This is a genomic window from Mitsuaria sp. BK041 (assembly GCF_014193085.1).
GTDB lineage: Bacteria > Pseudomonadota > Gammaproteobacteria > Burkholderiales > Burkholderiaceae_C > Roseateles.
On the sequence record NZ_JACHYT010000001.1, the window covers coordinates 2867073 to 2881447 of the forward strand.

A 14375-nucleotide genomic window follows, 5' to 3' on the forward strand; every position below is an offset into this window, starting at 1 on the left:
CCTCCTCGCCCAGGATGGGGCCCGCAATCGGGGGGATGGGGGATGCGGGATGGGGGGGGGTGGACCGGGAACGGCGCGGGCCGTTCATCCTTGTGGGGCGCCGAAAGCCTGCCAGACCTTGAGCGCGTCGACCGTGGCGCCGACATCGTGGACGCGCACGATCCGCGCGCCCAGGGCCACCGACGCCAGCGCCGCGCCAATGCTGGCCGGCAGGCGCTCGTCGACGGCCCGCCCCGTCACGGCCCCCAAGGTCGATTTGCGCGACCACCCCACCAGCAGCGGCCGCCCCAGCGACAGCAGCTCGCGCTGCCGGCACTGCAGGCTCAGGTTCTGGTCGACCGTCTTGGCGAATCCGTATCCCGGATCGAGCGTGATCCGCTCGGCCGCGACGCCCTGCGTGATCAGATGCCGCATCCGTTCATCCAGGAACGCCGACACCTCGGTCACGACATCCGCGTAGTCGGTCAGCTGCTGCATGCCGGCGGGCTCGCCGCGCATGTGCATCAGGCAGATGCCGGCGCTGCCATGTTCCGCGAGCAGCGCATCGGCGCCCTCATCCCGCAGCGCCTGCACGTCGTTGATGATGTCGACGCCCAGGTCCAGGGCCCGGCGCATCACCTCGGTCTTGCAGGTGTCGACGGAGACGGGGACGCCGAAATTCAGCACCGCCCGCATGACCGGCTCCAGGCGACGCCATTCCTCGTCGGCGTCGAGCCGGGGAGCGCCGGGCCGCGTCGATTCGCCGCCCAGGTCCAGGATGTCGACGCCCTCGCCCAGCAGCCGCTCGCAGAAGTCGATCGCCTTGGCCGCCTCGGCATGCTGACCGCCGTCGGAGAACGAATCGGGCGTCACGTTCACGATGCCCATCACCAGCGGGCGCTCCGTCAGGTCGAGATCGAAGCGGGTGGTTTTCCAGATCGAGGCAGCAGTCATGGGCGGCAGGACATCGGGCGCGCGGCGGCACGCTAGATCGCGCTGGGAACTGCCACGCCAAGCGGACAGTATGACGGAAGCTGCGGAGGTGCGGCGCTAACGGTCCGCTAACGGCCCGCCAATGGTCCGTCGTGAATTTCGCCGGGCTGAAAGCAGAAAGGCCGGTCTCTCGACCGGCCTTTCAAAGGGATATCCCCTGGTGCGCTGACTGCCCGACGATCAGGCGGCGGCGGGAGCGCTGCCCGTGTTCACCGCGGGGGAGCCGCCGCTGTCCGACTTGTTGGCCGGCGGCGTCCAGTCCTTGGGCGGACGCGGGGGGCGGTTGTCCATGATGTCGTCGATCTGGTCGGCGTCGATGGTTTCCCATTCGAGCAGCGCCGTCGCCATCGCGTGCATCTTGTCCTTGTGCTCCTCGATCAGGTTGCGAGCGATGGTGTACTGCTCGTCGATGATCTTCCGGATCTCCTGGTCGACCTTGCGCATGGTCTCTTCCGACATGTTGGTCGTCTTCGTCACCGAACGGCCGAGGAACACCTCGCCTTCGTTGTCCGCGTAGACCATCGGGCCCAGCTCATCGGTCATGCCGTAGCGGGTGACCATGTCGCGGGCGATCGCCGTGGCGCGCTCGAAGTCGTTGCTGGCGCCGGTCGTCATCTGGTTCATGAAGACCTCTTCCGCGATGCGGCCGCCGAACAGCACCGAGATGGTCGAGAGCATGCGCTCCTTGTCCATGCTGTAGCGGTCGCCTTCCGGCAGCTGCATCGTCACGCCCAGCGCGCGGCCGCGCGGGATCACCGTCACCTTGTGGACCGGATCGGTCTTGGGCAGCAGGCGCGCCACCAGCGCGTGGCCGGCTTCGTGATAAGCGGTGTTCTTGCGCTCTTCCTCGGGCATGACCATGGACTTCCGCTCGGGGCCCATCATGATCTTGTCCTTGGCCTTCTCGAAGTCCTGCATGTCGACCACCCGGCCATTGCGGCGGGCGGCGAACAGCGCGGCTTCGTTCACCAGGTTGGCCAGATCGGCACCGGAGAAGCCCGGGGTGCCGCGCGCCAGGATGTCGGCGCGGACGTCCTGGCCGACCGGCACCTTGCGCATGTGCACGTTCAGGATCTGCTCGCGACCGCGGACATCCGGCAGCGTGACGTACACCTGACGGTCGAAGCGGCCCGGACGCAGCAGCGCCGGGTCGAGGATGTCCGGACGGTTGGTCGCGGCCATCACGATGACGCCCAGGTTGGTGTCGAAGCCATCCATCTCGACCAGCATCTGGTTGAGGGTCTGCTCGCGCTCGTCGTTGCCACCGCCCAGGCCGGCGCCGCGATGGCGACCGACCGCGTCGATTTCGTCGACGAAGATGATGCAGGGCGCGCTCTTCTTGGCCTGCTCGAACATGTCGCGCACGCGGGCCGCGCCGACGCCGACGAACATCTCGACGAAGTCCGAACCGGAGATCGTGAAGAACGGCACCTTGGCTTCACCAGCGATGGCCTTGGCCAGCAGCGTCTTGCCGGTGCCGGGAGGGCCGACCAGCAGGACGCCGCGCGGGATGCGGCCGCCCAGCTTCTGGAATTTCTGCGGGTCCTTCAGGAAGTCGACGAGCTCCTTCACTTCCTCCTTGGCCTCGTCGCAACCGGCGACGTCGGCGAAGGTGGTCGTGTTGTTGGCTTCGTCGAGCATGCGTGCCTTCGATTTGCCGAAGCTGAACGCACCGCCCTTGCCGCCGCCCTGCATCTGGCGCATGAAGTACACCCAGACGGCGATCAGCAGCAGCATCGGGCCCCAGCTGAGCAGGATGCTCATCAGGACCGACGGCTCTTCGCGGGGCTTGGCGTCGAACTTGACGCCGTAGTTGATCAGGTCGCCGACCAGGCCGCGGTCCATGTAGGGCGCGGTGGTGCGAAGCTTGTTGCCGTCACCGGTCGTTGCCTGGATCTCGGTGCCGGCAGGGGTTTCCTGCAGCACCACCTGCTTGATGCGCTTGGCGCGGACTTCTTCAAGGAAGTCCGAGTAACCGATCTGAGTCCCCTGGGTTGCGCTGCGATCGAACTGCTTGAAGACGGTGAACAGCACCAAGGCGATCACCATCCACACAGCCACTTTCGAGAACCACTGATTGTTCACCGCGACTCCTTTGTCATTCCATCACCGCCGACCCATGGAAACAGCCTCGGGCAGCGGACTTTCACGGCATATGGGGCGGATTCTAGGCCAGTCAAGTCCCACGACTTGATTGGCATTCCCACACGCCACGATAGATATTGCCATGCATGCCTCAAGGCAAGCGCCCGAAGCGGCCCCGACTTTGACGCTTGATCGCGGCTTCAGCCGGGGCCGAACCGGCCCGCACGGCCGCTTGCGCCCGCTCAGCCCTTCTTCAGGCCGATGCCGACCAGGAAGTTTTCCGCGGATTTGTCGCGGGAGGCCTTGGGTTTGGCGGTCTTCACGCGCTTGAATTGCGCCCGGAAGGCGTGCACCAACTGGTCATAGCCACTGCCGTGGAAGACCTTGGCAACCAGCGCGCCTTCCGGCTTGAGGTGCTGCTGGGCGAAATCCAACGCCAGTTCGATCAGGTGTTCCATCCGCGCCGCGTCGGTGCTTTCGATGCCCGACAGATTGGGCGCCATGTCGGAGACCACCAGGTCCACCTTCGCCCCGCCCAGCGTCGCCTCCAGCTGCGCCAGCACCTCCTGCTCGCGGAAGTCGCCCTGGAGGAACTCCACGCCCTCGATCGGTTCGAAGTCCAGCAGGTCGAGCGCGATGATGCGGCCGTTCAGCGCGCCCACCGCCGCGCCGCCGGCGCCCGCCTCCTTGGGCGCGAAGCGCCGGCGCAGGTACTGGCTCCACGCGCCGGGCGAGGCCCCCAGGTCCACGACCACCTGCCCGGGCCGGATCAACTGGAATTCCTCGTCGATTTCCTTGAGCTTGTAGGCGGCGCGCGACCGGTAGCCCTCTTTCTGGGCCTGTTTCACGTAGGGATCGTTGACATGGTTGTTCAACCACGCCTTGTTCACCTTCTTGCTTTTGGTATCGACTTTCATGGCACGGATCACGGCAGCTTCCGGCGGGATCGCCTGGACGCAGGCCGCACCATATCACCTCGGATACGTATGCCTGGACTGCACGGCGCCCATCAACGCCCGATCTGCCGCTCCAGCCAAGCCTCCAGTGCCCGCGTGACGAACGCGGGTTGTTCGAGATTCGAGATGTGACCCGCGTCGGGCACGATGACCTGCTCGCAGCCGATGAGTTCGGCCATCCGGGTGGTTTCGGCCGGCGGACGGGGGATGTCCAGCGCGCCGCACATCAGCAAGGTGCGGTCCGGATCGAGCGCCGCCAGGCGCGGCAGCGCCTCCGGACGGCCGAAGATCAGCCGGCCCAGCGGCACGATGGCGTTGCGCAGCTGCTCGGTGGAGAAACCCTCAAGCGCGCGCCGGAAGGCCGTCGGCAAGGGTCCGCCCAGGTCGGCGCCACTGCGGAAGAACAGCGGGACCACCGCATCGAGGATGGGCGGTGGGAACCGGCCCAGCGACTCGATCGTGTCCAGCATCTGGAAGTAGCGCGCGCGGGTCGCCTCCGGCTCGGCGCCGAGGTAGGTGTCCATCAGGACCAGCGCGCGGACCCGCTCCGGTTCGCGCAGGGCGAGCTCGGCGCCCCACATGCCGCCGACCGACAGGCCCACCACCGCGCATTCGCGGATGCCCAGCGCGTCCAGCAGCAGCCCGGCCTGCGCGGCGAGGTCACCGAGCGTGCGTGTGCCCTCGGGCGGCGCATCGGATCGTCCATGCCCCCAGAGGTCCGGCGCGATGACGCGATAGGACCGCGACAGCGCCTCGATCTGCGGCGCCCACATGGCGGAATCCCACAGGTAGCTGTGTCCGAGCAGAAGCGGGAATCCGGTGCCGCGGTCCTGGAAGTGCAGGGAACGGCCGGCGATGTCGATGACAGGCATGGGTGTACGAGGAAAGATCGGGGGAAGGTCGGCGGAGGTGCCAGGTCTTGCCCGCCACCGCGCAAGGCCCGGGCGGAATTGTAGGAAGCGCACCGGAGGCCCCGGAGCGCAGCGTGCGAAGGGCGGTGCGCGGGAACGAAGCCTTTCGCCCTGCCCTGCTCCGTTTCGCACCGGGCGTCGCATCGGGACTCGCCCGCCCTAGATTCGGCGGACAACCACAACCACAACCATAACCACAACCGCGACAGGAGACACCCGTGTGGAGACGCCCCCTCACCAATTCGCCACCGATCCGCGCCGCGCTGGGATCGGTCCGCGACAACGCCGGCAAGTCCGGCGCCGAGTCCACGTCCACATCCAACCTGCCCAGCGGGGCGCTCGCGGACCTGCCGCAGCGGGGTTCCCGCCCCATCTCGACGGTCATCGACCCCACGCGCACGCGCGAGGCTGACGGAGAGACCAAGATCCTCACGCCGGGCCATGTGCAGTTCCAGCCATCGGCCGAGGATCTGCGGCTCAATCCGAGACTGGCGCCTGCGCTCGGGCATTCGCCACAGTTCGTGGCGGGCCAGCGACCAGACTCCTTCCTCGTGCAGGGTGAATTGAGCGATGGCCGCAAGTTCAAGGTCATGGGCGTGCGCGCGGAGGCGAAGCTCGCCGGCGAGGACAAGCCGCTTCCCATCGGCCCGTCGACGCTGGTGATCGACCACGGCACGATGACGCCAGAGCAGTCGCGTCTCTACGAGACCATGCAGGCGGGCACGGTCTTTCCGCGCTACGAGACCAGCGGCCTGGAGGGCAGCAACTGCGTGCATGCCCATGCCGAGAACGTGAGGCAGCTCCTCGACCACGATGTCGGCCCGCTGCCGGCGCATCTGATGCCGCAGGAAATGCAGCCGCTGCTGAAGGACGTCAAGACCGAGCCGGAGCGCTGATCGCCGGAGCCTCCGGGGCGGAGGACCGCCCGCAAGCACCACCGCGAAGGACTCAGTCGCCCGGCCGTCGCAGTTCCCGCACGCCGCGTCCCAGCTTCCTGCGCAGCAGGGTGCGAAGGGTCACGCCGTCGGCGTAGCCCACTTCGGCGGCGATGGCCTCCAGATCCTGCCGGCTGGTGCGCAACAGGTGCACGGCGCGTTCCACGCGCAGGTCCTGGAAATACGACAGCGGGGATTTGCCCAGCACGGCTTCGATGCGCCGCTGCAGCGTGCGCTTGCTGGTGTGCATCGCCGCCGCCGCAGCGTCGAGCGAAAACCCATCCCGCAACCGGCCGCGGGCCCAGCCCTCGAACCGCTGCACCAGCGGGTCCGCTTGCGCCAGATGCACCGGGATCATGTAAGGCGCCTGCGACGGGCGGGTGTCCACGAGCAGGTAGCGCGCCGTCATGTCGGCCAGCGCGGGACTGCTCTGCCGGACCAGCCACAAGGCCAGCTCCAGATGCCCCATCGCCGCGCCCGCGGTCACCAGCCGGCCGGACGGCACCAGCATCCGCTGCTCGTCGAGCCGCACCTCGGGGTAGCGCTGGCGGAACAGCGGGCCGAGCCACCAGGCGGTCGTGGCCTCATGCCCGTCGAGCAATCCGGACTCCGCGAGCAGGAACCCGCCGATGCAGGCAGCGCCGATGCGGGCGCCACCGGCATGCCAGCACCGCAGCTGCTCCGCCGCGTCCTGCGCTTCCCGCCGCCCCAGCGCCTCCTGCAGGGGCTCCGGCATCTTGGTCCCCAAGGCCGGCACCACGATCCAATCGGGCCGCCTGAGCGTCGATACCGCCTTCACCGGCACCCGCAGGCCCAGCGACGTGCGCACCCTCTTGCGCACGCCGACAACGTGGACCTCGAAGCGCGGCGACGGCATCCGCTGCAGCTCGGCCAGTTCGTTGGCCGTGGCGAAGGTGTCCAGCACGGCGGCCAGGCCGGTATCGAAGACGCCGTCGACGGCAAGCACCGAGATCCTCATGGCGCGAATGATATCGATGTTGTCATTCGCGGCAATACGCCACCACGCGGTGAAAACCTACATTGGCCGCTGTCGGATGTCCGGCATCAACCGAAGAGGTGTCCCACCATGATTCAGTTTGCACTTTTCGCGCGTCTCGAAGCCAGGCCCGGCAAGGAAGCCGAAGTGGCCGAGTTCCTGCGCGCCGGCCTGGCGATGGCCCTGGACGAGCCATCGACGCCGATCTGGTTCGCGCTGCGGCTGTCCCCCACGAGCTTCGGTATCTTCGACGCGTTCCACGACGAGGCGGGCCGGCAGAACCATCTGGCCGGCCCGATCGCGCAGGCACTGATGGCCCGGGCGGACGAGTTGTTCGCGGTGCCGCCGTCGATCGAATCGATCCAGGTGCTGGGCCTGAAGAACGCCCCGGTCCCGGCCTGATGGACAAGTCCTCCCTCCTTCCCCATTCATCCCTGCCGACAAGGAAGTCCATGTCTCCGAATGTCTTGCCCCGCCGGTCGCTGCTCGCGACCTGCGCCGCCGCCCTGGCCTGCGTCGCGTCCCTGCCCGCCACCGCCCGGCCGGCGGCCGCCCCGCCAAGCGACGGGTTCTCGCTCTCCAGCCCGGACATCGCGCCGGGCGGCGGGATCGACAACCGGTTCGTCCTGAGCGGCTTCGGCTGCTCGGGCGACAACGTCTCCCCGGCGCTGGAATGGAGGAACGCCCCGGCCGGCACCAAGTCCTTCGTGGTGCAGGTCTACGACCCGGATGCCCCGACGGGCAGCGGCTTCTGGCACTGGACCGTCTACAACATCCCGGCCTCGGTCACCCAGTTGCCGCGCGGCGCGGGCAACGCCGCGGCACGCCTGCCCGCCGGCGCCCATGGCGGCGCCAACGACTTTCTCGACACAGGCGTCACCGGCGAGAACGGCAACTACGGCGGCCCCTGTCCGCCAGCGGGAGAGAAGGCGCACCGCTACGTGTTCACCGTCTACGCGTTGGCCGTGGCGGACATCGACGCGGCCGCCGGCGTCCCGAAGACCGGGACCGCGGCCCTGCACGGCTTCGTGCTGAACCGGGGGCTGGGCCGCAAGATGCTCGGGAAGGCCTCGTTCACCGCGCTGTACGGTCGCTGACGCGCCGGCGCGGGCCATGCCGAGGTTGAGGACGACCGCCCGCCGGCGGTTCGTCCTCGTGGCCATGGCGCCGGCTCAGTCGTTGCCGCCCGCCGGGCTGGAGGACGGCATCACCACCGTCGCCCCGCTGGCATTGGCCGGCGTGCCCATCATGACCTGGAGGCGTCCCGTGTCGGTGCTGACGTTCGGACCGAGCCGCAGCGTCGAGTCGCGATCGTCCAGCCGCACCAGGTGCGAGCGCACGCCGCTGAACTGCGAGTCGTCGATCGACACGTTGGCCTTGATCGGCTGGCCGCCCAGCGTCACCAGCAGCTGGCCGACGTCCTCGGCGTAGACGCCGCTGAGCTTCACGTTGGCATCGCCGTTGACCTGGATCGCCTTGTCATGCGAGTGCCGGAACGAGGAATTCCTGATCTCGACCTCGGCGGGCCGGTCGTTGGGAATCGACGCCGGGGAGATCCCCGCCAGCTGGGCGTCGTGGGCGCGGTTGCCGGGCCCGTCGATGGTGATCATGTCGTCCGGGCCGCCGTGCACCGCGTGCACGTTGTCGATCTTGGCGTCGCCCAGCAGGTGCACGCCGTCACCCCCCTGGAACTGCACGTTCTTGAGCGTGGCGCCCGGGCCGAGGATGAAGACCGGCTGGTACGTCTCGGCCGAATTGCCGCTCAGCCCCGACCCGGCGGTGAACAACTGGTTCTTGCCGTCGAAGGTCTCGCCCGGGCCGACGACGATGGGCTTGTTCACCACGACCTCGCCGCGATGCGGCGGCAGCACCGAGGTCGCGGGGGTACTGCTGGACACCGGACCCGCGTCGTCGGGCTTGGCGGGAGCGCCGACCGAAGGTGCCGGCGCCGGTGCGGGCGCGAGCAGCGGATCGGGCGTCGCCGGAGCCGGGGCATGGCCGTGATGGTGGTGGTGATGGCCATGAGCTGGAGCTGGAGCGGGCGCGGCACTCGGGCTCGGGCTCGGAACAGGACTTGGACTCGGAGCAGGACTCGGACTCGGACTCGGGCTCGGAGCAGGACTCGGCTCTGGGGAAGCGGGCGCCGGCGCAGGCGGAGCCTCACCGAAGCCGCCGAGGCCTGGACTCCCGCTCCCCGCGCCACCGAAGCCGCCGGCGGGACCGAATGGATTGCCTCCACCGCCGCCTGGCCCGCCACCGGCGGCGAACGGGTTCCCGCCTCCGCCGCCGGGCGCTCCGCCGAGCCCCCCGCCCGCGCCGCCGCCTCCGCCGGGGATGCCCTGCTGCCCTTGCTGCCCCTGCTGCTGGGCCTGCAGCGACTGCAGGAGCTGCTGCACCAGCATCGCGATGATCTGCTGGACCAGCATGGTCATGAGCGGCGCGATGACGTTGGCCGGGGATGCGGGCTGCGGGTCCGCGTAGAGCTGCTGCTGGTACAGCTGCTGCATCGGCGACAGGCGCGGGCCGCTGCCGTTGAGGGAAGAGATCGGATCGATGGCGCTCATGGACGATTCCTGTGCGAGGACATGGGGATTCACCCCTGACTCTCGGGACCGGACCCGGGCGACGGTCGACAGCCGCCGAACCGCCGTCCGGCGAAGCGAAGACATCGCCTTCCGCGGCGGCATGCGCCCGTCGCGCCGGCGCCCCTTCGCGCCCGACGCCAGTCCTTCGCCCCGGCGCGGCTGGCCGTCATGACCGCTCGCCACGATCGGGACGAAGGAGCAGTCCATGTCCTTCACCACTCGAATCGCGCGCCAACTCGGCCTCTCTCGTGTCGCCATCGACACGCCGCTCTCCCAGGAACAGCGCACGCCGCTGCTGCCCAGCACAGCAATCCGCCCGCTGGATGCTCCGCCGGCCCGGCCGCAGCCGGAGTCCGCCACCGCGCCGCGCGCTGCGCTGCCGGCCCGGCCGGTCGAGGCCGGCGACGCCGCCGCGGCCGCCGTGTCGCCGCCCGAGACACCGTCCCGCGCCGCACCCACCGGCGCGGTGCTGCTGGACACGATGCGCGTCGACCGGCCCGACCTGGCCCCGCTGATCGCGACGCTGTTCACCCGCGACGGCACGATGCCGGAAGACCTGGCGCGCCTGTCCGGCCAGTTGTCGCGCCTGGACCTGTCCGGCGTGCCGCCCACGCCCGACCTGCCGTCCGCGCCGGTGGTGCTGCTCGCGCAGTCGCTGGCCGCGGCCTGCGATGGCGACGCGCGGCTGGCGCTGGACGCCCTGGACTCGCTGGCCGCGCTCGACGCGGAGGCGGAACTGATCGCGGCCTGGCAGGCGGGTGCGAACCGCACGCCGGCGGGATCGCCGCTGCTGTCGGCATCGGCGTCGCCATCGGCCGCGCTGCTTGGCAGTCCCGGTCGGCTCACCGACGTCGGCCGTCGCCGGCGCCAGGACGGGCTGCGCAACAACCGGCTGGGCTGGGGGCCGATGCTGATCGAGCACGCGGCGGCGGACGAGCTCGCCGCCCGGCAGGCCGCGTGGCGGACCTCCTCCGCGCTGGGCGGCACGCCGGCCGGCATGGACGTGCTGATGGCCGTCACCGCGCGACCGGTCGATCCCGCGCGGCGACGCGATTTCGCGCTGCTGCTGAAGGCGTCCGAAGGCGCGCCGCGCGGGCTCGATCACCACGGCGATCCAACGGCGCTGCTGCGTGATCCGGCCACGTTGCGGACGCTCACCGGCGAAGCGGTCTTCTGCGCCGCCGCGCGGATGGCGGGCGACGTGGCAGCCGCGGAGCCGCATCGATGGGCGCTCGCGGCGGTGCGCAACGACCTGCACGAGACCGGTCCCGGCACGCGGTTCGCGGCGCTGGACGCACGGCTGATGAAGATGGGCCGCTGGATCGACCGCGCCGCGCCGCGCGGCGCGCTGCGCCCGCGCAATCCGTTGATCGGCAAGTCGCCGTTCCGCGCGCTGCGGCACGGCGTGCAGGGCGTGGAACGCGGGCCGGCCGCGGCGCGCCATCGCCCGGCGCGCGAGCGGGCCCTGACCGAAGCCGCGAGCGCGCTGCGGGACGGGCTGCTGGGGGCGTCGGCGGGCCGGTCGAGCGGCCCGGCCGCGGTGCCGGCCCACCTGTTGCGCGCCTCGGTCCTGTCGCACTGCCTGGAGGAGGCCGGCCCGTCCTTCGAGCGCGTGGGCTTCGATGCCGACGCGCGCAAGGCGATCGGGGAGCGGCTGGCGCGACTGATGCTGTCCGAGGCGGCCGCCGCGGATCCGCCGGTGCTGAGCGCCCTCGCCCGCCGCCTGGACGAATTGCCCGACCTCAAGGCGTTGGCCGGCTTGCGACTGGACGCCGCGACGCTGGCGGACTGGGTGGCCGACGCGCGCTCACAGGGCGCCAGCGGAGCGCCCCCGGCGCGTCCGACCGACCTGGCCAACCCGGCCAACGCCGGCAACGCCGACGTGACCAGCGCCGCCAACGCAGCGCCGGCGAGCTCCGCGTCCCTGCTCCTCACCGCGTCGGCCGCGCTCGCCCGTGCCGAGGACGAGGCCAACGGCCGCGACACGCGCGTGAAGGCGGTCGACCGCGAGACGCTGCGGACCGCGCTGAAGGACATCGTCGCCAACATCGAGGGCTCCTCGCGGCTGCGCTTGACCGGCGGCGGCATCGCCGGCGTCGGGCTGCGGCAGATCACGGCGTCGATCAGCGCGGTGGCCTCGGCGCTGTTCGTGCGGGGACGCGTCGATGCACGCGCGCAGCGGGCCCGGCATGCCGTCTTCGAGATCGCCATGCCGCCCTACGACATGGAGATCGTGCTCGGGACGCAGCGCCAGACCACCGGCCAGGTGGGGCTGGGCGTGAGCGTGGGGCCGGACCTGGGCGCGTTCAAGGTCGGCGGCAACGTCGACGCGCTGCTCCTCGGCCACGACCGGTCCGAGATGCAGGGACTGTCGCTGCGCCTGCCGCGCGTCGGCCGGCCCGTGTCCGAGCTGCGCGGAGACTTCTCGCGCCTGATCGACCGGATCATCGACCACAGCGCCGGCGGTGCCGCCCGCAACCCCGGGGATCCGCCGCTGCTGCGCCAGCTGCTGCAGGAATTTCCGGATGTGACCATCAACGAGATCGGCGACGCGGGGGACGCGCGTCGGCGGCACGGCCTGGGGGCCGACGTCACGGCGTCGCTGGGCAAGTGGCGGCTCAAGGCGACGGCCAGCGCGGGCGGCTACGTCGAGACGCAACGCGACGTCACGCGCCGCTACGGCGATGCCAGCGGCGCGATGCGTGTCGAGCGCCGCATCGACGGCCACGCCAGCCGCGCCGGCGTGGCGCTGCGGGCCTCGCTGGGCGCGTCGCAGACGGTGGCCGGCTCGGTCGGCGATGCCGGCAAGGCCGACCTCACGATAGGCGCGCTGCAGGCGGGCCTCGGCGCGGAGCGCATCCTGGGCGGCGTCTTCGAGCGGCGGGAGGCCGTCTACGAGGACGGCCGCCTGCATCCGCTGTCCTTCGTCGAGACCGAGTACCAGGACCTCGACGCCTTCGCCGAGCAGGTGAAGCCGCAACTCGGCGACTGGGTCGCGGCGGGCGCGGACCGCCAGCGGCTGGAACAGCTGGTGACCGACATCCAGCGCCATGCCAGCCCGAATCACAGCGCCGCGGCGCGGGTGGTGGTCGGCACGGAGATGCGATTGCGCGACGACGCCTACCGCTCCGCGATCGCGCTGTGCGAGCGGCAGCCCGGCGGCCTGCCAGCGGAAGCGGCCGCGCTGGAACGCGAGATCGAATCGCAGTGGCGGGATTCCGCGGCGATGCGGCCTTACTCGATGCGCTCCTACGAGCGCAACATGGCGCAGCGCACGCACGGGCTGGACCTGGTCGTCCAGCTTGGCAGCGTGACCGCGGCCGAGGCCTCGCACATCGACGCGCGAGTCGACGTGCCGGCGCGCTGAGACCGCGCGCCTTCCTTCGAGAGCCTTCGTGCGCGAAGCCCCGGCGCCAGGCCGGGGCGGTTCGCGATCAGCCGCTGTAGGGCTTGTATTCCCAGGCGCCGACGCCTTGCACGTCGGCCGTCGGGGGCGCGAGCACCTTGTGCGGTGTGTTCTCGATCACCACGTCCGAGGCGATGTTGATCTTCGCGTCCTTGGCATCGCTGCGCACCACGGCCTCGTCGCCGTTGCGGAAGACCGAGTTGCGGATGTCGATGCTGATCGGGAAGTCGTGCCCGCCGTTGGTGCGCACCGCCTTGCCGAAGCCGTCCGCGGTGAAGCCGTCGATCGACAGCGAGCCCGGCGCATTGATCTGGAAGATCTTGTCGGTGGCCGCGTAGGCGCCGCCGCCGATCACCTTCACATTGCCCGGCCCCTTCATCGTCATCGCGTCCTCGCCGACGTCCTTCCACCAGACGTCCTTGAGCGTCGCGTCGCCGCGGGTGTGGATGCCATCGCCGCCAGCGACCTGCACGTTCTCCAGCTTCGCGCCGGGCTCGAGGATGAAGACCGGCTTCTGGGTCTCGCTCTGGCCGCCGTCGCCCAGCGACGGGCCGGCCTGGTAGAGCTTGCCCTCGCCGTTGAAGGTCTGGCCGGCCTTGACGACGATGGGCTCGTTCACGATCACCTTGCCGGTCGCCGGCGGGATCTCGGTCGGCTTGCCCGCGCCCGAGGCCGGTGCGGTTCCGGAGGACGAGGACGGCGAGGACGGGGACGGCGGCGCGGACGGCGCACTCGGCGCCGACGGCGCGGACGGGCTGGCCGGCGTCGAGGGTGCGCTCGGCGAGGACGGCCCGGACGACGGCACCGACGGGGTCGAAGGCGTCGACGGCTTGCCCGGTGGTGATGACCAGGGCGAGAAGGGATCGGACTCCGGCGAGGAAGGCATCGACGGGATCGAAGGGATGGACGGGGCCGAGGGCATCGACGAGAACGGCGAGCCGCCGCCCGGTCCACCCGCGCCCGGGCCCATCGACGGTCCGCCCATGCCACCCATGCCGCCCATGCCACCGAATGGCGAGCCGCCACCGCCACCGCCGCCGCCCGCTCCGCTACCGAAGCCGCCGCCTCCACCCCCGCCGCCACCGCCGAACTGGTTGGCCAGCTGATTGGCGGCGCTGGTGGGCTGCAGGCCGTTCTGCGCGAGCGACTGCAGCAGCGGCAGCAAGGCCTGCAGCAGCTGGAGGATGCTGTTGATCAGCGCGAGCTGGCCGGCCTGCGGGTTGTTGCCCGCGGTGCCCGGGCCCATCGGCCCGGCCGGGCCGGCGGTCGATCCGGGGCCGGCGGCGGTGTCGGGCCAGGGGCTGCCGCCGCCTTGCTGCGGCTGGGCGGCGGCCATGAGGCTGTAGACCAGCATGGCCATCAGCTGCTGGCCGGGCGACCCACCGCTGGCGGGCCCTTGCGGCTGCGCCATGGGCGCGTTGAGGAACTGGTTGTAGAGGTCGAGCGCCGAGGGGCGCTGCACGGACGAGGGACGATCGATCGCATCGATGGACATGGCTGCTCCTGGGTAAGGCCGGGATGGCGCGGT

General features: G+C 70.6%; 11 protein-coding genes. 4 read left to right on the plus strand and 7 right to left on the minus strand.

Translation table 11 applies throughout. The features are described 5' to 3' along the window. Window positions 1–84: 84 nt before the first annotated feature. The 4 genes from folP to FHT38_RS12110 form a co-directional block, all read right to left on the minus strand. Complete coding sequence (gene folP / locus FHT38_RS12095; protein ID WP_183491910.1) at window positions 85–933, minus strand: dihydropteroate synthase; 849 nt, start codon at window positions 931–933, stop codon at window positions 85–87. Window positions 934–1152: 219 nt separating this feature from the next. Then, a complete protein-coding gene (gene ftsH / locus FHT38_RS12100) occupies window positions 1153–3057 on the minus strand; it encodes an ATP-dependent zinc metalloprotease FtsH (protein WP_183491911.1) in 1905 nt (634 codons plus the stop codon). A 242-nt stretch (window positions 3058–3299) separates the two neighbouring features. Next, window positions 3300–3974 carry an RlmE family RNA methyltransferase gene (locus FHT38_RS12105; protein ID WP_147240355.1) on the minus strand — a complete coding sequence of 225 codons (675 nt, stop codon included), beginning with the start codon at window positions 3972–3974 and terminating at the stop codon, window positions 3300–3302. A 92-nt stretch (window positions 3975–4066) separates the two neighbouring features. Beyond that, the gene (locus tag FHT38_RS12110) at window positions 4067–4885 is read right to left on the minus strand and encodes an alpha/beta fold hydrolase (RefSeq protein WP_183491912.1); all 819 of its coding nucleotides are present in this window, start codon (window positions 4883–4885) and stop codon (window positions 4067–4069) included. A 257-nt stretch (window positions 4886–5142) separates the two neighbouring features. Between FHT38_RS12110 and FHT38_RS12115 the strand changes: the two genes are divergently transcribed. After that, a complete protein-coding gene (locus FHT38_RS12115; protein ID WP_183491913.1) occupies window positions 5143–5820 on the plus strand; it encodes a type III effector in 678 nt (225 codons plus the stop codon). A gap of 52 nt (window positions 5821–5872) precedes the next feature. Here the strand turns inward: FHT38_RS12115 and FHT38_RS12120 are convergent, their stop codons facing one another. Next, complete coding sequence (locus FHT38_RS12120; protein WP_183491914.1) at window positions 5873–6838, minus strand: GlxA family transcriptional regulator; 966 nt, start codon at window positions 6836–6838, stop codon at window positions 5873–5875. A 108-nt stretch (window positions 6839–6946) separates the two neighbouring features. Between FHT38_RS12120 and FHT38_RS12125 the strand changes: the two genes are divergently transcribed. Continuing rightward, entirely contained in the window at window positions 6947–7258 is a 312-nt protein-coding gene (locus FHT38_RS12125) for a putative quinol monooxygenase (RefSeq protein WP_183491915.1), read from the plus strand. Between the two features lie 50 nt (window positions 7259–7308). Continuing rightward, on the plus strand, window positions 7309–7953 hold the full coding sequence (locus FHT38_RS12130) for a YbhB/YbcL family Raf kinase inhibitor-like protein (protein WP_183491916.1): 645 nt from the start codon (window positions 7309–7311) through the stop codon (window positions 7951–7953). 75 nt (window positions 7954–8028) lie between these two features. On the opposite strand, the gene FHT38_RS25085 is transcribed toward FHT38_RS12130, so the two are convergent. Then, complete coding sequence (locus FHT38_RS25085; protein WP_255488670.1) at window positions 8029–9420, minus strand: pectate lyase; 1392 nt, start codon at window positions 9418–9420, stop codon at window positions 8029–8031. A 226-nt stretch (window positions 9421–9646) separates the two neighbouring features. Between FHT38_RS25085 and FHT38_RS12140 the strand changes: the two genes are divergently transcribed. Continuing rightward, window positions 9647–12808, plus strand: a complete 3162-nt coding sequence (locus FHT38_RS12140; RefSeq protein WP_183491917.1) for a hypothetical protein — start codon at window positions 9647–9649, stop codon at window positions 12806–12808. Window positions 12809–12875: 67 nt separating this feature from the next. On the opposite strand, the gene FHT38_RS12145 is transcribed toward FHT38_RS12140, so the two are convergent. After that, window positions 12876–14342, minus strand: coding sequence for a pectate lyase (locus FHT38_RS12145; RefSeq protein ID WP_183491918.1), 1467 nt, complete (start codon window positions 14340–14342; stop codon window positions 12876–12878). Window positions 14343–14375: the final 33 nt, after the last annotated feature.